Source organism: Streptomyces sp. TAA040 (assembly GCF_000424845.1).
In genome coordinates, this window is the sequence record NZ_AUKR01000002.1 from 158,421 (window position 1) to 176,405 (window position 17,985).

Consider the following 17,985-nt stretch of genomic DNA (forward strand, 5'->3'; position numbering starts at 1 on the left):
GACCGCGGCCCGGGGTTCGGTGCTCTCCACCGGTCCCGCGGAGGGCTGCTCGGACGGGCTGCTCGGACGGGCTGCTCGGACGGGCTGCTCGGACGGGCTGCTCAGACGGGCTGCTCGGACGGGCTGCTCGGACGGGCTGCGAGGCTATGCGACGATCCGGTGCGGATTCTGCTAGGAATCGTGGCGGATTCGCGTCAGGGCGCCGGTGCCTCCTGCCGGCCGGGCCTCCGTGCGGCTCACTGCGGCGGGTTCCCGTGCTTGCGCGACGGCAGGTCGGCGTGCTTCGAGCGGAGCATCGCCAGCGAGCGGATCAGCACCTCCCGGGTCTCGGCCGGGTCGATGACGTCGTCGACCAGACCGCGTTCCGCGGCGTAGTAGGGGTGCATCAGCTCGGACTTGTACTCCTTGACCATGCGGGCGCGCATCGCCTCGGGATCGTCGGCGGCGGCGATCTGCTTGCGGAAGATGACGTTGGCGGCACCCTCGGCGCCCATCACCGCGATCTCGTTCGTCGGCCACGCGTAGGTGAGGTCGGCACCGATGGACTGCGAGTCCATCACGATGTACGCACCGCCGTAGGCCTTGCGCAGCACCACCGAGATCCGCGGAACGGTGGCGTTGCAGTACGCGTACAGCAGCTTGGCACCGTGTCGGATGATTCCGCCGTGCTCCTGGTCCACCCCCGGCAGGAAGCCGGGCACATCCAGCAGCGTGACGATCGGGATGTTGAAGGCGTCGCACATCTGAACGAAGCGTGCGGCCTTCTCCGAGGCCTCGATGTCCAACACCCCGGCCAGTGATTGCGGCTGGTTGGCGACGATGCCGACCACCTGGCCGTCGAGCCGGCTCAGCACACAGAGGATGTTGCCCGCCCAGCGCTCGTGGACCTCCAGGAAGTCACCGTCGTCGACGAGCTCCTCGATCACCTTGCGCATGTCGTAGGGGCGGTTCCCGTCGGCCGGCACCAGCTCCAGGAGCTGGTCGGAGCGGCGGTCGGCGGGGTCCTCGGAAGCCACGCCCGGCGGGTTCTCGCGGTTGTTCTGCGGCAGCAGCGACAGCAGGTAGCGGACCTCCTCCAGGCAGGTCTCCTCGTCGTCGTAGGCGAAGTGCGAGACACCCGAGGTGCCCGCGTGCACGTCCGCGCCGCCGAGGCCGTTCTGGGTGATCTCCTCGCCGGTGACCGCCTTCACCACGTCCGGCCCGGTGATGAACATCTGCGAGGTCTCCCGCACCATGAACACGAAGTCCGTCAGCGCCGGGGAGTAGGCCGCGCCGCCGGCGCACGGGCCGAGCATCACCGAGATCTGCGGGATGACGCCGGATGCCCGGGTGTTGCGCTGGAAGATGCCTCCGTAGCCGGCAAGGGCCGAGACGCCCTCCTGGATCCGCGCGCCGGCCCCGTCGTTCAGCGAGACCAGCGGGGCACCGGCGGCGATGGCCATGTCCATGATCTTGTGGATCTTGGTGGCGTGCGCCTCCCCCAGCGCACCGCCGAAGATCCGGAAGTCGTGGGCGTAGACGAAGACCGTCCGGCCGTGCACCGCGCCCCAACCGGTGACCACTCCGTCGGTGTACGGCTTCTTGTTCTCCAGTCCGAAGCCGGTGGCGCGGTGCCGGCGCAGCGGCTCGACCTCGCGGAAGGTGCCGGGATCCAGCAGGAGGTCGATCCGCTCGCGGGCCGTCAGCTTGCCCCGGCCGTGCTGCGCGGCGGTGGCCTGCTCGCCGGGCCCGCGCAGGACTTCCTCGCGGATCGCGTGCAGCTCAGCGGTGCGCCCGCGCGCGTCGGTGGCGGCGGAGGTCTGCGGCAGATCGGTCATGTACAGACCCTACGAAACCCCGGCCCGAAACTGTGTCGTCGGAATCGCACAGTCTCCGTGGCCGAATCATGGCTGCGCTGGACAGAACAGGCCGCGTCGCACCCATTCGGGGTGGACTGGCTTACCGTCGTCGCCGGGGGATCTGTGGAGGTCCCACAGCTCCCCCGGCGATGCGTTCCGCCGCCCGCTGCGCAGGTCGGCGGCGTCCCCGGCCCGGCTGACCACCCGGGAGGCGGCCGGCGCCGGCCGCTCACGTCCCGGGCCGCACCCCGGCACGCAGCAGCCCGTAGGTGTAGGCATCGGCCAAGGCCTGCCAGGACGCGGCGATCACGTTGTCGGCCACCCCGACCGTGGACCACTCGGCGCTGCCGTCGCCGGTGGAGATCAGCACCCGGGTAGTGGACTCGGTCCCGTGCCTGCCCTCCAGGATGCGCACCTTGTAGTCGACGAGCTCCAGCCGGGCCAGCTCGGGGAAGATCCGCTCCAGCGCCACCCGCAGCGCGCGGTCCAGCGCGTTCACCGGGCCGTTGCCCTCACCGGTGGCGACCACCCGCTCGCCCTTCGCCCAGAGACGGACGGTGGCCTCGTTGGCATGCGTCCCGTCGTGCCGGTCCTCGACGATCGCCCGCCAGGACTCCAGCCGGAAGAACCGCGGCGCTCCGCCCTCGCCGTGCACCTCGTCCCGCAGCAGCAGCTCGAAGGAGGCGTCCGCCGCCTCGTAGGTGTAGCCCTTGAGTTCCTGCTCCTTGACGCGCTCGACGATGCGGCCGACGACGTCGCGGTCACCGGTGAGGTCGTAGCCCAGTTCCTTGCCCTTGAGCTCCACAGAGGCCCGCCCGGCCATGTCGGAGACCAGCATCCGCATCGAGTTGCCGACGAGTTCCGGGTCGATGTGCTGGTAGAGGTCCGGGTCCACCTTGATCGCGGAGGCGTGCAGCCCCGCCTTGTGCGCGAAGGCGGAGACCCCCACGTACGGCTGATGCGTGGAGGGCGTGAGATTGACGACCTCGGCCACCGCGTGCGAGATCCGGGTCATCTCGGGCAGCGCGGTCGGCGGCACGACGATCCGGCCGTACTTCAGCTGGAGCGCCCCGACCACCGGGAAGAGGTTGGCGTTCCCGACCCGCTCCCCGTACCCGTTCGCCGTGCACTGGACGTGGGTGGCGCCCGCGTCGACGGCGGAGAGGGTGTTGGCGACGGCGCAGCCGGTGTCGTCCTGGGCGTGGATGCCCAGCCGGGCGCCGGTGTCGGCCAGCACCGTGCGCACCACGGCGTGCACCTGGGCCGGGAGCATCCCGCCGTTGGTGTCGCACAGCACCACCACGTCGGCACCGGCGTCGTGGGCGGTGCGGACGACCTGCTTCGCGTACCCCGGGTTCGCCTGGTAGCCGTCGAAGAAGTGCTCGCAGTCCACGAACACCCGGCACCCGCGCTCGCGGAGATGCCCGACGGTGTCGCGGATCATCGCCAGGTTCTCCTCCAGCGTGGTACGCAGGGCCAGCTCGACGTGCCGGTCGTGGGACTTTGCGACCACGGTCACCACCGGGGCGCCGGAATCGGCCAGCGCCCGCACCTGCGGGTCGTCCGCCGCGCGAATCCCGGCCTTGCGGGTGGCGCCGAAGGCGACCAGTCGCGCGTGCCGGAGATCCAGTTCGGCACGGGCCCGCTCGAAGAACTCGGTGTCGCGCGGATTGGCGCCCGGCCAGCCGCCCTCGATGAAACCCACCCCGAAGTCGTCCAGGTGGCGGGCGATGGTCAGCTTGTCCGAGACGGTGAGGTTGATTCCCTCGCGCTGGGCACCGTCGCGCAGCGTCGTGTCGAAGACGTGGAAAGAGTCGTCGGGGGCGTCCGTGGTCATGCTGGTCAGACTCCTACGAGAAATGAGTGGATCCGGGAGGAAGGGCTCCACTTGTCCCCATCATGCCGCGCGCTCCGGCTCCCGGCTGGGATGGGCCGGAAAACGAAAAGACCCCTCGCGGGTGCGAGAGGTCTGCGCGCGGGTCTGGGACACGGTGTCCGCTGTCGCGTGGGGATGGGTGCGTTCAGCGGTCACTGCGGACCGGCGCGCTGTCATCAATGATCACGGCCGATGAGAGCACGGGTGCAGTCTGGCACAGAGGCCCTGACCGGCGGACCGGCGTCTCATCATGCGGGCCGCCGACCGCCTCCCGGCGGGGAGGGACGGCCGGCGGCCCGCCGTACGGGGGCTTCCGCCCCGCGTCCGTCGGGCGCGGCCTCAGCCGAGCCGGTGCATCCAGCCGTACGGGTCGACGGCGCGGCCGGTCTGGATGGCCAGCAACGCCTCCCGGAGCTTCACAGTGATCTCGCCCGGCTCGCCGTCGGCGATCCGCCACTCGGCCTTGGCCGACTTGACCGAGCCGACCGGGGTGATGACGGCCGCGGTGCCGCAGGCGAAGACCTCGGTGAGCGAGCCGTCCGCGCTGTCCGTCTGCCAGTCCTCGGTGGAGATGCGCCCCTCGGCCGTCTCGTACCCCATGTCGGAGGCGATCCGCAGCAGGGAGTCGCGGGTGATGCCGGGCAACAGGGTGCCGGTCAGCTCGGGTGTCGTGATCCTCGCGTCCGCGCCGCGGCCGTGCACGAAGTAGAGGTTCATGCCGCCCATCTCCTCGACCCAGCGGCGCTCGACGGCGTCCAGCCACACGACCTGGTCGCAGCCGTGCTGGGCCGCCTCGGCCTGCGCCACCAGCGAGGCGGCGTAGTTGCCCGCGCACTTCGCCTCGCCGGTGCCGCCCTGCGCCGCGCGCACGTACTCCTCGGACAGCCAGACGGACAGCGGCTTCACCCCGCGGGGGAAGTACGCCCCGGCCGGCGAGGCGATGACGACGAAGGTGTACTCGTCGGCCGGCCGCACACCCAGCCCGACCTCACTGGCGAACAGGAAGGGACGCAGGTAGAGGGACTGCTCTCCGACGCCGGGGACCCAGTCGCGGTCCTGGCGCACCAGCAGCTCGCACGCCTCGATGAAGGTCTCCACCGGCAGCTCGGGCATGGCCAGCCGCCGGGCGGACCGCTGGAAGCGACGGGCGTTGGCGTCCGGCCGGAAGACGGCGATCGAGTCGTCGGCCTGGCGGTAGGCCTTCAGCCCTTCGAAGATCGACTGCGCGTAGTGCAGCGTCATGTTCGCGGGGTCGAGCTGGAGCGGCGCGTAGGGCTGGAGTCGGGCGTCGTGCCAGCCCCGGCCCTCGGTCCACTTGATGGTGACCATGTGGTCGGTGAAGTGGCGGCCGAAGCCCGGGTCGGCGAGCCGCGCCTCACGCTCCGCCGCGGGCAGCGGCTGCGCGGAGGGCTTCAGGTCGAAAGCGATGTTCGGCGTCGTCATGGGCGCGTCCTTCACTGATCGTCGTGGCGGACCGCACACGTTCCGGGACGTCCGAGTTCCTCCTCGCACGGCGGCCCCACGGCGATTATCGCGCGCCGGGCGGCGCGTCCGGGACCCGGGGGCACCACCGGGCAGCCGGGAGGCCCGGCTGCGGCCCTGGTCAATGGTCGCATCTCCGCGTGCCGCTGCCCAGCAGTCGCACGGACGGATGACGCGCGGCAGGCGGAACCGGAGTCCGGTACCACCCGCCGCAGCGGCACCGGCTCAGGGCGCCTGCGGCGCCGCGGGAAGTTCCGGCTGCCCGGCGAACAGGTCGAAGTACATGCCCACCGAGACCAGCAGACCGACGAGGCCGAGGATCAGCCCGCCCAGCGCCACGGCCTTCACCCAGGAGCGCGCCTCGGCCCGCTGAGCGAGAAGCGCCAGCAGCACCACGCCGATCAGGATGGCGAGGAGTGCGAAGATGCCGTTGACCAGCGCCGCGGTGTGCCAGGGCGCGCCGTAGAAGGCGTCCACCTGGTCGCTGCTGCCGCCGCTGCTGGTCTCGATCTGCCCGATGATCTCCTGGCGGGAGCGCAGCATGTCGCTGAGACCGGTTCCGGTCAGCGAGACGAGGCCGAGGCCGCCGCTGACCACGGCGGCGGCACCGCCGACGAAGCCGCCGCCCGTCCGGACACCCGCCGCAGCACCGTGCGCGGCCGCGTCGTCGGTGATGTCGGCGTCATCGGCGTCATCGGCGTCATCGGCGTCGGTGCCGTCGGCGTCCGCGTCGTCGGTACCGGCCGCGCGGGCCCCGTCGGTGGTGTCGGCCTCGTCGTTCGCGTGGTCGGTGGCGCCGGCGTGGTCGCCGTCCTTCTCGGCCCCGGCCGAGGGGCCCGCGTCCTTCCCGGTCCCGGCAGTGTCGGCGGCAGTCGTCTCGTCACGCTCCGGAGTGGTGGTGGCCTTGTTCAAAGGGCTCGCGTCGGCCTTCGCCGGCGCGGAACCGCCGTCCCGTGCGGGCTCGGGCGTGGTGTCGGTGGTCTCGGCGTCGCGGTTGCTCTTGGTAGTCATGGGCGGTCACTCTACTGGTGCTGCCTAAACGGGCAGTAAGCGTCGTGACGCCCTGCGAAACCGCGCCCGTCCGGGGCCGGCCCGCCGCGAGTGCGCCGTGTCCGGCTCCCCGCGGAAGGCCGGGAGCCGGACACCTCGGAGCGGGGACCGTCAGCCGGCCACCCGGGCGGCGAGGGCGTCGCCGATGACGTCGGTGCTCCGCGGGGTGGCGGCGTCGCGCTCGACGAGGTCCGCCGACACGGCGTTCTCGACCCGCTCCGCAGCGTCCTCCAGCCCGAGGTGGCGCAGCAGCAGCGCCACCGAGAGCACGGTCGCCGTCGGGTCGGCCCGCCCGGTGCCTGCGATGTCCGGCGCCGAGCCGTGCACCGGCTCGAACATGGACGGGAACGCGCCGCTGGGATTGATGTTGCCGGAGGCGGCCAGCCCGATGCCGCCGCTGATCGCGGCGGCGAGGTCGGTGAGGATGTCGCCGAAGAGGTTGTCGGTGACGATCACGTCGAAGCGTGCCGGGTCGTTGACCAGGAAGATCGTCGCCGCGTCCACGTGCAGGTAGTCCGTGGTGACCCGGGGGTACTCCTGGCCCACCCGGTCGAAGATGTTCTTCCACAGGTGCCCGGCGTAGACCAGCACGTTGTTCTTGTGCACCAGGGTGAGCTTCCTGCGCGGGCGGGCCGCGGCCCGCTCGTACGCGTCCCGGACCACCCGCTCCACCCCGTGGGCGGTATTCAGGCTGACCTCCGTCGCCACCTCGGCCGGGGTCCCGGCGCGCAGGCTGCCGCCGTTGCCCACGTAGGGGCCCTCGGTGCCCTCCCGCACGACGACGAAGTCGATCTCGGGACGGCCCGCCAGCGGGGTCTCCGTCTGCGGGAACAGCTTCGACGGCCGGAGGTTCACATAGTGATCGAAGGCGAAGCGCAGTCTGAGCAGCAACCCTCGCTCCAGCACCCCGGAGGGGACGGAGGGGTCGCCGATGGCCCCGAGCAGGATCGCGTCGTGCTCCGCGAGCTGTTCCAGCTCGGCGTCGGTGAGCGCCTCCCCGGTGGCGTGCCACCGTTCGGCTCCGAGCCGGTACTCCTTCGTCTCCAGCTTGACGTCCGGCGGAAGGACCGCGGACAGGACCTTGAGTCCTTGGGAAACGACTTCCCGGCCGATGCCGTCGCCGGGGATCACTGCGAGATCGATGGTGCGCGCCATGCGGGGACAGTACTCCCGCGTCCCATGCTGTGACACGCGCGGTCCACGATCCGGACGTCGTCCCGGCGGACCCGGAAGCGGCGGCTCAGTGGCCGGTGGAGCCGCCGTTGTCCCGGCGGTCCAGGGCGCGCTGAAGGGCGGCGGCGGCCTTCTTGCGGTCCGTGTCGGTGGTGGCGACCGTGCGACGGGCACGGCGGCGAGCGGTCTGGTCCATGACGGAGCTCCTTCAGCAGAGGGGTTCCGGGCAGCGGGTCCCCGAGGGCGCAATCCTTGCGTGCCGCAAAGAGGCGGGGGCGCACGGCGCGGCAGGGATCGCCTGCGAGGGGCACCGCGCCTCGTCCGCCGTTCGCTGGATGGAGCGAGACGTTGGGCTTCCTCCACGGTACGAGCCGAGCGCTGTGGTGTCTCGCCGATTACTCGGTCTTCCTACTATCCGAGACGGCCCTCACCGAGAGTCACCGGGGCGTGCGCCCCGGGCGGCGGGCGGGCTTCACCCCCGCAAGCGTGGGACGCGCCCCGCACACGGGAGCGGCGCCGCGCCCCGGGGAGGGGGACACGGCGCCGCGGCACGCACCCGGCGGGCAGCACGAGGGCTGCCGGTGGGAGTCAGCCCATGTGGGGGTAGCGGTAGTCCGTCGGGGCGACCTGCGTCTCCTTGATGGCCCGCGGGGACATCCAGCGCAGCAGGTTGAACTTCGACCCCGCCTTGTCGTTGGTGCCGGACGCCCGACCGCCGCCGAACGGCTGCTGGCCCACGATCGACCCGGTGGGGCGGTCGTTGAGGTAGAAGTTGCCGGCCGCGAACCGGAGCTTGTCGGAGGCCGCGGCGAGCACCTGCCGGTCCTTGGCCAACACCGCGCCGGTCAGCGCGTAGGCCGACGCCGACTCCATCTGGTCCAGCATCGCGTCGAACCCGGCGTCCTCGTAGACGTGGACGGCGATGATCGGCCCGAAGTACTCCGTCTTGAAGACCTCGTTCTCCGGGTCGGTGCAGGTGATGACGGTCGGCCGGACGAACCAGCCCACCGAGTCGTCGCACGTGCCACCGGCCACGATCTCGCAGGTCGGGTCCGCCGCGGCCCGCGCGATGGCGGCTTTGCTCTTGGCGAACGCGCGGTCGTCGATCACCGCGCCCATGAAGTGCGACAGATCGCTGACGTCACCCGTCGTGAGGCCCTCGACCTCGGCGACCAGGTCGTCCTTGAAGCCGCCCTCCCAGAGGGAGCGCGGCACGTAGGCGCGAGAGGCGGCCGAGCACTTCTGGCCCTGGTACTCGAAGGCGCCCCTGACAACGGCGGTCTTCAGGATCGCCGGGTCGGCCGTGGGGTGGGCGACGATGAAGTCCTTGCCGCCGGTCTCGCCGACGATCCGCGGGTAGGAGCGGTAGCGCTCGATGTGGGTGCCGACCTGCTGCCACAGGTACTGGAAGGTGGCGGTGGACCCGGTGAAGTGGACACCGGCGAGCTCCGGGTGCGGCAGCGCCACCTCGGACACCGCCTTGCCGTCCCCGGTGACGAGGTTGATGACGCCCTTGGGCAGGCCCGCCTCTTCGAGCAGCTCCATGAGCAGGACCGCGGAGTGGGTCTGGGTGGGCGAGGGCTTCCACACCACGACGTTGCCCATCAGCGCCGGAGCGGTCGGCAGGTTGCCGGCGATGGCGGTGAAGTTGAACGGGGTGACCGCGTAGACGAAGCCCTCCAGCGGCCGGTGGTCCAACCGGTTCCACACGCCCTTGGGCTGCATGGGCGGCTGCTCGGTGAGCAGCTCACGGGCGAAGTGCACGTTGAAGCGCCAGAAGTCGATCAGCTCGCAGGGCGCGTCGATCTCGGCCTGCTGTGCCGTCTTCGACTGCCCGAGCATGGTCGAGGCCGCGATGGTCTCGCGCCACGGGCCCGAGAGCAGCTCGGCGGCCTTCAGGATGATCGCCGCACGGTCGTCGAAGGACATCGCACGCCACGCCGGGGCCGCCGCCAGCGCGGCGTCGACGGCCTCCTGGGCGTCGTCCCGGGTGGCGTGCGCGGAGGTGCCGAGCACCGCGGCGTGGTGGTGGGGCTGGACCACGGTGAAACGCTCGCCGCCGCCCATCCGCTTCTGCCCGTTGATCGTCATGGGCAGGTCGATCGGGTTCTCGGCCAGCTCCTTGAGCCTGGTCTCCAGCCGGGCGCGCTCCGGGCTACCGGGGGCGTAGCCGTGGACCGGCTCGTTGTACGGGGCGGGGACCTGGGTCACAGCGTCCATGGCTGCCGTGTCTCCTTCGGTTGGAGGGGTGCGGGCTGTCGATCGGGTGGGTGGCGGGGCGCGCCCCGGGGGCGCGGCGGGCGTCCCGGACGGCGGTCAGCCGCGGGTGGCGAGCGAGCGCAGGAAGAAGGCGAGGTTGGCCGGACGCTCGGCGAGCCGGCGCATGAAGTAGCCGTACCAGTCGGTGCCGTACGGGACGTACACCCGCATCCGCTGCCCGTCGGCGACCAGCCGCTGCTGCTCGGCCTCGCGGATGCCGTAGAGCATCTGGAACTCGTACTCGTCCGGCTTGCGGCCGTAGCGGCGGGCCAGCTCCTGGGTGATGGCGACCATCCGCGGGTCGTGCGAGCCGACCATCGGGTAGCCGTCACCGGCGAGCAGGATCTTCAGACACCGTACGTACGCGCGGTCGACCTCGCGCTTGTCCTGGTACGCGACGGCGGCCGGCTCCTTGTAGGCGCCCTTGACCAAGCGTACGCGGGACCCCTCGGAGGCCAGCGCCCGGCAGTCGTCCTCGGTGCGGAACAGGTAGGACTGGACGACGGCGCCGGTCCGCGGAAAGCGTGCCCGCAGGTCAGTGAGGATGGCCAGAGTGGAGTCGACCGTGGTGTGGTCCTCCATGTCCAGGGTGACGGTGGTGCCCGCCTCGGCCGCCGCCTCGACCACCGGCAGCACGTTCCGGTGGGCCAGCTCGTGGCCACCGGGCAGCGCCTGGCCGAAGGCGGAGAGCTTGACCGACATCTCCGCACGCGGTCCGAGTCCCTCGGCGGCGAGCCGCTCGGTCAGGGCCAGGTAGGCGTCACGGGCGGCGAGCGCCTCGGCGGGGTCGGTGACGTCCTCACCGAGGTGGTCCAGGGTCACGTACAACCCCCGGGCGGCGAGCGAGCGGACGACCGCCACGGAGGCGTCCAGCCGCTCCCCCGCGACGAAGCGGTTCACCACCGGACGGGTGAGCGGCGCGGCCGAGACGATACGGCGAATGCCGTCGCTGCCGGCGGCAGCGCGAAGCACGGGACCCAGCACGGGCACCTCCACTGTGGCGGGCTGTTGAACGGCAAGATGAGCCACCGTGAAACCTAAGGATCGCGCCGCGGGACAGCCATGGACACGTGTCACGGGTCCGTGTCCCGGATCTCAGACATCTGTATGAGAATGGTTTCGGCAAGCAGCGCGGCCGGAACCGTTCGGCCGCGGGCCCGGGAGCACGAAGGCGGCGGACACCGATGCGGGAGGACTACCAGGCGCTGATCGACGAGGTGTCGGCCCTGCTGGGCACCCCGGCCACCCTGGAGAACCGGGACTTCGGACTGATCGCGTTCGGCGCGCACGAGAGCGACGACGCCGAACTGCTGATGGATCCGGTACGGACCCGCTCGATCATGCAGCGGCGGTCCAGCACGGCGGTGCGCGCCTGGTTCGAGGGCTTCGGGATCACCCGTGCCACCGGTCCGGTGCGAATCCCTCCGGAGCCCGCCGCAGGCGTGGTCAAGGGCCGTGTGTGCCTGCCCGTCCGGCACCACGGCGTGGTGCATGGCTACATCTGGCTGCTCGACGACGGCGCGCTCTCCCTGGCCGATCCGCGGCTGGCGGAGGCCCTCGCCACGGCGGGCCGGATCGGCTCGCTGCTGGCCGCGGAGGCCAGGGCGGGAGCCCGGCTCGGCGAGCTGCTGCACGGTTCCCTCGCCGGGAGCACTCCCGGTGCCCGTCGGAGCGCCACCGAGGAACTGGCCGAGGCCCTCGGGCCCGCGGCGGACGGGCCACTGGCACTGCTGGCGGTCTCCCCCTGGCAGGAGCACACCGCCGAGGACGCCGAGCCCGGACCGGAACCGCCGTCCGCCGGGCTGCCGCAGGTACCGGTGCGCACCGTGCTGCGCGCGGGGGCGACGAGCGGCCAGCGCGGCGCCGTCCTGGCCGCCGTGGTGCGGCTGCGCTCGGCGGCGGACACGGCGGCCGGAGCCGCCGCGCGCACCGCCGCGGACCGGCTGCTGCGGTCCCCCCGGGCCGCCGGCGGGACGGCCGGGGTCAGCGCGGTCCGGCAGGGGACGGCCGAGCTGGCGGAGGCCTGGCAGCAGGCGCTGGCCGCCGCGGCGGCCGCGCACGCGGAGGAGGGGCTGGGGCCGGTGGCGCTCTGGTCGGAGATCGGCGCGTACCGGATGCTGACCGCGCTGCCCGCCGCGTCGCGCAGCGACCCGGTGGTGGGGACGCTGCTGAAACCCGCCCACCGGGAGACGGCGCGTACCGCGGAGGTGTTCCTGGACTGCGCCGGACAGGCGGGACGCACGGCGGCCGCCCTGGGCATCCACCGTCAGACGCTGTACTACCGGCTGTCCCGGGTCGAGCAGCTCACCGGGCTCGACCTCGGCAGCGGCGGCGACCGGCTGCTCCTGCACCTGGCCCTCAAGGCAGCCCGGCTGTGAGCCAGGCGCTCAAGGCCGCCCGGCGGTGAGCGGACGGCCCGGCGTCGCGCCCGTCGGCACCGGCTGCGGCGTCCCGCGCCCCGGGAACCTGCCCCGTGCACCCCCGGCGCGCCCCGGGCTCGCGTAGGCTGGCCGCGCAGCTGGTTCGCCCCGTCCGCCAGGCGGGAGCGTCGCAAGAGGGAACCCGGTGGGATTCCGGGACTGCCCCGCAGCGGTGAGCGGGAACGACCGCCGTCATGAGCACTTGACCCCTTCCGGGGTCTGGGAAGCGACGGCCACTAGGTGTCTGCCTCCGGCAGACCTGCCCGCGAGTCCGAAGACCTGCCGCTGCCCGTGCGCGAGCGCCGCGCACGGTGATCCCGGTGACCTCGTGGGCGGGTCGGGTGAGCAGCAGCGGTCGGCCGCGGTGACCTCGCGCAGCCGTCCGCCGATTGCGCGCTCCCTTCGCGCCTCCCGTCGTCGTCCGGGTTCTACGGAGACACACTCGCGAAGGAGAGTTCCGTGACAGTCGAGTCCGCAGCAGCGGCCACCGGATCCACCGTGCACGGCTACCCGCGGCAAGGTCCGCACCGGGAGCTGAAGAAGGCGGTCGAGGGCTACTGGCAGGGTCGGGTCGGAGCCGGTGAGCTCCGGACCACCGCCGCCGCGCTGCGCCGTGCCAACTGGCGCGCCCTCGCCGACGCCGGCATCGGCGAGGTCCCGACCGGTGACTTCTCGTACTACGACCACGTGCTGGACACCAGCGTCATGGTCGGCGCGATCCCCGACCGCCACCGGGCGGCCGTCGAGGCCGACCCGCTGGACGGCTACTTCGCGATGGCGCGCGGCACCGCCGAGTCCGCCCCACTGGAGATGACCAAGTGGTTCGACACGAACTACCACTATCTCGTGCCGGAGTTGGGCCCCGACACCGTCTTCACCGCTGACTCCGCCGCTCAGGTCACCGGGCTCACCGAGGCCCTCTCCCTCGGCCACCGCGCCCGCCCCGTCCTGCTCGGCCCGCTCACCTACCTGCTGCTGGCGAAGCCCGCCCCCGGAGCCGCGGCGGACTTCGAGCCCCTGACCCTGCTGGACCGGTTGCTGCCGGTCTACGCCGAGGTACTGGCCGATCTGCGGGCAGCGGGCGCCGACTGGGTCCAGCTCGACGAACCCGCTCTGGTGCAGGACCGCTCCCCCGCCGAGTCCGGGGCCGCGGCCCGCGCCTACCGGACGCTGGGCGCGCTCACCGACCGGCCGAAACTGCTGGTCGCGTCGTACTTCGACCGCCTGGGCGAGGCCCTGCCCGTGCTGGCCAAGGCGCCGGTCGAGGGCTTGGCCCTCGACTTCACCGGTCGGGCTGCGGCCAACCTCGACGGGCTGGCGGCGGTCGGCGGAATCCCCGGCAAGCGGCTGGTCGCCGGGGTGGTCGACGGGCGGAACGTCTGGATCAACGACTTCGAGAAGTCCCTCTCGCTGCTGGGGACACTGCTCGGACTCGCGGGGCGGGTCGATGTGGCCGCCTCCTGCTCGCTGCTGCACGTCCCACAGGACGTCCGCGCGGAACGCGAGATCGACCCGCAGGTCGCGCGGTGGCTCAGCTTCGCCCGCCAGAAGTGCGACGAGATCGTCACCCTGGCCCGTGGCCTGACCAGCGGTACGGACGCGATCGCCGCCGAGTCGGCCGCGAACCGGGCCGACCTGGCGTCCCGCGCGGCATCCGCGCTGGTGCACGACACGGCGGTACGGGCCCGCACCGGCGCCGTCACCGAGGCCGACGGTCGCCGTGCGGAACCGTACGCCGAGCGGACCGCCGCCCAACGGGCCCGCCTGGGACTGCCGATGCTGCCGACCACGACCATCGGCTCCTTCCCGCAGACCACGGCCCTGCGCACCGCACGGGCCGACCTGCGGGCCGGACGCATCGACCGGGCGGCGTACGAGGAGTGCGTCGCGACCGAGATCCGTGAGGTCGTCGCCTTCCAGGAGCGGAGCGGCATCGACGTCCTCGTCCACGGTGAGCCGGAACGCAACGACATGGTGCAGTACTTCGCCGAACAACTCACCGGCTGCCTGGCCACCCGGCACGGCTGGGTCCAGTCGTACGGCACCCGCTACGTCCGCCCACCGCTGCTCGTCGGCGACATCTCCCGCCCGGAGCCGATGAGCGTCCGCTGGACCCGCTACGCCCAGTCGCTCACGGACCGCCCGGTCAAGGGCATGCTCACCGGCCCCGTCACCATGCTCGCCTGGTCGTTCGTCCGGGACGACCAGCCGCGTGAGGAGACGGCCCGACAGGTCGCTCTCGCGCTGCGCGAGGAGGTGGCCGACCTGGAGGCGGCGGGCACCTCGGTGATCCAGGTCGACGAGCCCGCGCTGCGCGAGACCCTTCCGCTGCGCCTCGCCGACCGGGCCGCGTACCTCGACTGGGCTACCGCCGCCTTCCGCCTCGCCACCAGCGGGGTGCGTCCGGATACCCAGATTCACACCCACATGTGCTACGCGGAGTTCGGAGACGTCCTCGACGCCATCGAGAAGCTCGACGCCGATGTCGTCAGCCTGGAGGCGGCCCGCTCGCACATGCAGGTCGCGCGGGAACTCGCCGCGGCCGACTACCCGCGCGAGGCGGGGCCCGGCGTCTACGACATCCACGCACCGCGGGTGCCGGACACCGCCGAGATGGCGGCCCTGCTCCGCGAAGGGCTGGCGGCGCTCCCGCCGGAGAGGCTGTGGGTGAACCCGGACTGCGGCCTCAAGACCCGCGGCTGGCCCGAGGTCCGGGCCGCCCTCGGGAACCTGGTAGCCGCTACCGCCGAGGTGCGCGCCGCGCTCCCGCCGGAACGAAGGCACTGAGCGCAGCGGTGCCTGCTGCCGCCGGGCGGCAGTAGGCACCGCGGGCGCGTGAACGCCCCGGCGGGGACGGGCGCAGGGGCGTTCACGGGGCCCCGCCGGGCACGGGCCCCGGGGTGCCGTCAGTCCGTCAGGTCGACGCCGCGAGCCGAGGTGGCGCCGATCTCCTCGGCGATCTCGGCGAGCACCGCCGCCGGCACGGTGTCGTCGACGGTGAGCGCGACGAGCGCCTCGCCGCCCTCCTCCGCACGCGAGACCTGCATCCCGGCGATGTTCACACCGGCCTCGCCGAGCATCCGGCCGACGGTCCCGACCACGCCGGGCCGGTCGGCGTAGCGCAGGAAGGCCATGTGGTCGGCGAGACCGAGGTCGATGTCGTGCTCGTTGACCGAGACGATCTTCTGGAGGTGCTTCGGACCGGCCAGGGTGCCGGAGACGGAGATCTCCTCGCCGTTGCCCAGGGTACCGCGCACGGTCACCAGGTTGCGGTGGTCCGGGGAGTCGCTGGAGGTGGTCAGCCGCACCTCCACACCCCGCTCCTGAGCGAACAGCGGAGCGTTGACGTAGGAGACCGTCTCGGCGACGACGTCCTCGAAGACCCCCTTGAGCGCGGAGAGTTCCAGCACCTTGACGTCGTGCTGGGTGATCTCGCCGTACACCTCGACGTCCAGCCGGACGGCCACCTCGCCGGAGAGCGCGGTGAAGATCCGGCCCAGGCGCTCGGCCAGGGGCAGCCCGGGGCGGACATCCTCGGCGATGACCCCGCCCTGGACGTTGACGGCGTCCGGGACGAGCTCCCCCGCCAGCGCGAGGCGCACCGAGCGGGCGACCGCGACACCGGCCTTCTCCTGGGCCTCACCGGTGGAGGCACCGAGGTGCGGGGTGGCGACGACCTGGTCGAACTCGAACAGCGGGGAGTCGGTGCAGGGCTCGCTGGCGTAGACGTCCAGGCCCGCGCCGGCCACCCGGCCCTCCTTGAGCGCGGCGGCCAGCGCCGTCTCGTCCACGATGCCGCCGCGCGCGGCGTTGACGATCCGCACCGAGGGCTTGACCTTGTGCAGGGCCTCGTCGCCGATGAGACCGAGGGTCTCCGGAGTCTTCGGCAGGTGCACGGTGATGAAGTCGGAGACTTCCAGCAGCTCGTCGAGCGTGAGCAGCTTGACGCCCATCTGCGCGGCCCGGGCGGGCTGGACGTAGGGGTCGTAGGCGACGATCCTCATGCCGAAGGCCGACATCCGCTGCGCGACGAGCACGCCGATGCGGCCCAGCCCGACCACGCCGAGGGTCTTCTCGGAGAGTTCGACCCCGGTGTACTTGCTGCGCTTCCACTCGCCCTGCCGCAGCGCGCTGCTCGCCTGCGGGATGTTCCGGGCCGAGGCGACCAGCAGGCCGCAGGCCAGCTCGGCGGCGGTGACGATGTTGGAGGTAGGCGCGTTCACGACCATGACGCCGGCCTTGGTGGCGGCCGAGACGTCGACGTTGTCCAGCCCGACACCGGCGCGGGCGACGACCTTCAGCCGGCCGGCCGCGGCGATCGCCTCGGCGTCGACCTTGGTGGCGCTGCGGATCAGAACGGCGTCCACGTCCGCGATCGCGCTCAGCAGCTCGCCGCGGTCGGCTCCGTTGCACTGCCGGATCTCGAAGTCGGGGCCGAGTGCGTCGATCGTGGCCGGGGAGAGTTCCTCGGCAATGAGTACTACGGGCTTGCTCACTTCGGTCTCAGTCCTCACTAGTCCGTTGCGAACGGCCGCGTCCCGACGGCCGAAGGCGGTGGAGGTTTGCAGCCGCGTGAAGACGCACGACGCTGTGAGCCTGTGACGCGCTTGGGTGGCCGCAGTCTATCGGCGGGGTGCCGGCATCCGACCCACTTCGCGGCAAAGGATCACTCGCACGTGAGGCACGGCGGTGGCAGGGGCGCACCCCGGGTGGCACGGGCGGGGCATCCCGTGCGGCGGTGCGTTGACGCGGGTGCCCCGGACGTCCCGGCGGCCCGCGCCCTTGCGACGGTGCACCCACGTCCCGGCGTCGGTGCACACCCGGCCGGGCCCCCGCGCAGGGGCCCGGCCGGAAACGGCCGGTTCAGACCTCTTCGTCGACCCAGCTCATGAGCTTGCGCAGCTCGCGGCCGGTGTTCTCCAGCAGGCTGTCGCTGTCCGTCTTCTTGTACTCGTTGTACTTCGGCAGGCCGGCGTTGTACTCGGCCATCCAGTTCTTCGCGAAGGTCCCGTCCTGGATCTCGCCGAGGACCTTGCGCATCTCGTCCTTGGTGCGGTCGTCGATGATCCGCGGGCCGGTGACGTAGTCGCCCCACTCCGCGGTCTCCGAGACGGACCAGCGCATCTTGTCCAGGCCACCCTCGTACATCAGGTCCACGATGAGCTTGAGCTCGTGCAGGCACTCGAAGTAGGCGATCTCCGGCTGGTAGCCGGCCTCGACGAGGGTCTCGAACCCGGCCTTCACCAGCGCGGAGGCACCGCCGCACAGGACCGCCTGCTCACCGAAGAGGTCGGTCTCGGTCTCCTCGGTGAAGGTCGTCTTGATGACGCCCGCCCGGGTGCCGCCGATGCCCTTGGCGTAGGAGAGCGCCAGGGCGAAGCCCTTGCCGGTGGCGTCCTGCTCGACGGCCGCGATGCACGGCACGCCGCGACCCTCCTCGAACTGGCGGCGGACGAGGTGGCCGGGACCCTTGGGAGCGACCATGCAGACGTCGACACCGGCCGGCGGCTGGATGAAACCGAAGCGGATGTTGAAGCCGTGGCCGAAGAACAGGGCGTCGCCGTTCTTGAGGTTCCCCTTGACGGACTCCTCGTACACCGTCGCCTGGATCGGGTCCGGGACCAGCATCATGATGACGTCGGCCTCGGCCGCGGCCTCGGCCGGGGTGACCACGCGCAGGCCCTGCTCCTCCGCCTTGGCCCGGGACTTCGAGCCCTCGTGCAGGCCCACCCGCACGTCCGCGCCGGAGTCGCGCAGCGAGAGGGCGTGGGCGTGGCCCTGGCTGCCGTAGCCGAGAACCGCCACCTTGCGGCCCTGGATGATGGAAAGGTCGGCGTCGTCGTCGTAGAAGAGCTCGGCCACTTCGAATGTCTCCTTGTTGCGGTGG

At 72.1% G+C, this 17,985-nt stretch carries 12 protein-coding genes and 1 riboswitch; of the genes, 2 read left to right on the plus strand and 10 right to left on the minus strand.

The annotated features are described in order from the left end of the window. Window positions 1-236 precede the first annotated feature (236 nt). The 8 genes from H300_RS0102765 to H300_RS0102800 form a co-directional block, all read right to left on the minus strand. Complete coding sequence (locus H300_RS0102765) at window positions 237-1,817, minus strand: acyl-CoA carboxylase subunit beta (RefSeq protein WP_028426203.1); 1,581 nt, start codon at window positions 1,815-1,817, stop codon at window positions 237-239. Window positions 1,818-2,067: 250 nt separating this feature from the next. Further along, on the minus strand, window positions 2,068-3,675 hold the full coding sequence (gene cimA, locus H300_RS0102770; RefSeq protein ID WP_028426204.1) for a citramalate synthase: 1,608 nt from the start codon (window positions 3,673-3,675) through the stop codon (window positions 2,068-2,070). A gap of 378 nt (window positions 3,676-4,053) precedes the next feature. Beyond that, window positions 4,054-5,157 carry a branched-chain amino acid aminotransferase gene (locus H300_RS0102775; protein ID WP_028426205.1) on the minus strand — a complete coding sequence of 368 codons (1,104 nt, stop codon included), beginning with the start codon at window positions 5,155-5,157 and terminating at the stop codon, window positions 4,054-4,056. Window positions 5,158-5,421: 264 nt separating this feature from the next. Beyond that, window positions 5,422-6,207: a hypothetical protein gene (locus H300_RS24625; protein ID WP_051269367.1), complete on the minus strand. Its 786-nt coding sequence runs from the start codon at window positions 6,205-6,207 to the stop codon at window positions 5,422-5,424. A 150-nt stretch (window positions 6,208-6,357) separates the two neighbouring features. Next, window positions 6,358-7,401 carry a 3-isopropylmalate dehydrogenase gene (locus tag H300_RS0102785; RefSeq protein ID WP_028426206.1) on the minus strand — a complete coding sequence of 348 codons (1,044 nt, stop codon included), beginning with the start codon at window positions 7,399-7,401 and terminating at the stop codon, window positions 6,358-6,360. A gap of 85 nt (window positions 7,402-7,486) precedes the next feature. Then, window positions 7,487-7,615: a hypothetical protein gene (locus H300_RS32085; protein WP_486583506.1), complete on the minus strand. Its 129-nt coding sequence runs from the start codon at window positions 7,613-7,615 to the stop codon at window positions 7,487-7,489. Between the two features lie 392 nt (window positions 7,616-8,007). Beyond that, window positions 8,008-9,639, minus strand: a complete 1,632-nt coding sequence (pruA, locus tag H300_RS0102795) for an L-glutamate gamma-semialdehyde dehydrogenase (protein ID WP_028426207.1) — start codon at window positions 9,637-9,639, stop codon at window positions 8,008-8,010. Between the two features lie 96 nt (window positions 9,640-9,735). After that, on the minus strand, window positions 9,736-10,662 hold the full coding sequence (locus tag H300_RS0102800; protein WP_028426208.1) for a proline dehydrogenase family protein: 927 nt from the start codon (window positions 10,660-10,662) through the stop codon (window positions 9,736-9,738). A 200-nt stretch (window positions 10,663-10,862) separates the two neighbouring features. Between H300_RS0102800 and H300_RS0102805 the strand changes: the two genes are divergently transcribed. After that, window positions 10,863-12,056, plus strand: a complete 1,194-nt coding sequence (locus H300_RS0102805) for a helix-turn-helix domain-containing protein (RefSeq protein WP_028426209.1) — start codon at window positions 10,863-10,865, stop codon at window positions 12,054-12,056. Window positions 12,057-12,179: 123 nt separating this feature from the next. Beyond that, window positions 12,180-12,399: riboswitch (cobalamin riboswitch) on the plus strand. A 158-nt stretch (window positions 12,400-12,557) separates the two neighbouring features. Further along, window positions 12,558-14,885 carry a 5-methyltetrahydropteroyltriglutamate--homocysteine S-methyltransferase gene (gene metE / locus H300_RS0102810; RefSeq protein WP_028426210.1) on the plus strand — a complete coding sequence of 776 codons (2,328 nt, stop codon included), beginning with the start codon at window positions 12,558-12,560 and terminating at the stop codon, window positions 14,883-14,885. Window positions 14,886-15,004: 119 nt separating this feature from the next. Here metE and serA read toward each other — a convergent pair whose 3' ends face one another. Both serA and ilvC read right to left on the minus strand, forming a co-directional pair. Then, window positions 15,005-16,594 carry a phosphoglycerate dehydrogenase gene (serA, locus tag H300_RS0102815; protein ID WP_028426211.1) on the minus strand — a complete coding sequence of 530 codons (1,590 nt, stop codon included), beginning with the start codon at window positions 16,592-16,594 and terminating at the stop codon, window positions 15,005-15,007. 367 nt (window positions 16,595-16,961) lie between these two features. Next, window positions 16,962-17,960, minus strand: coding sequence for a ketol-acid reductoisomerase (ilvC, locus tag H300_RS0102820; RefSeq protein ID WP_028426212.1), 999 nt, complete (start codon window positions 17,958-17,960; stop codon window positions 16,962-16,964). Window positions 17,961-17,985: the final 25 nt, after the last annotated feature.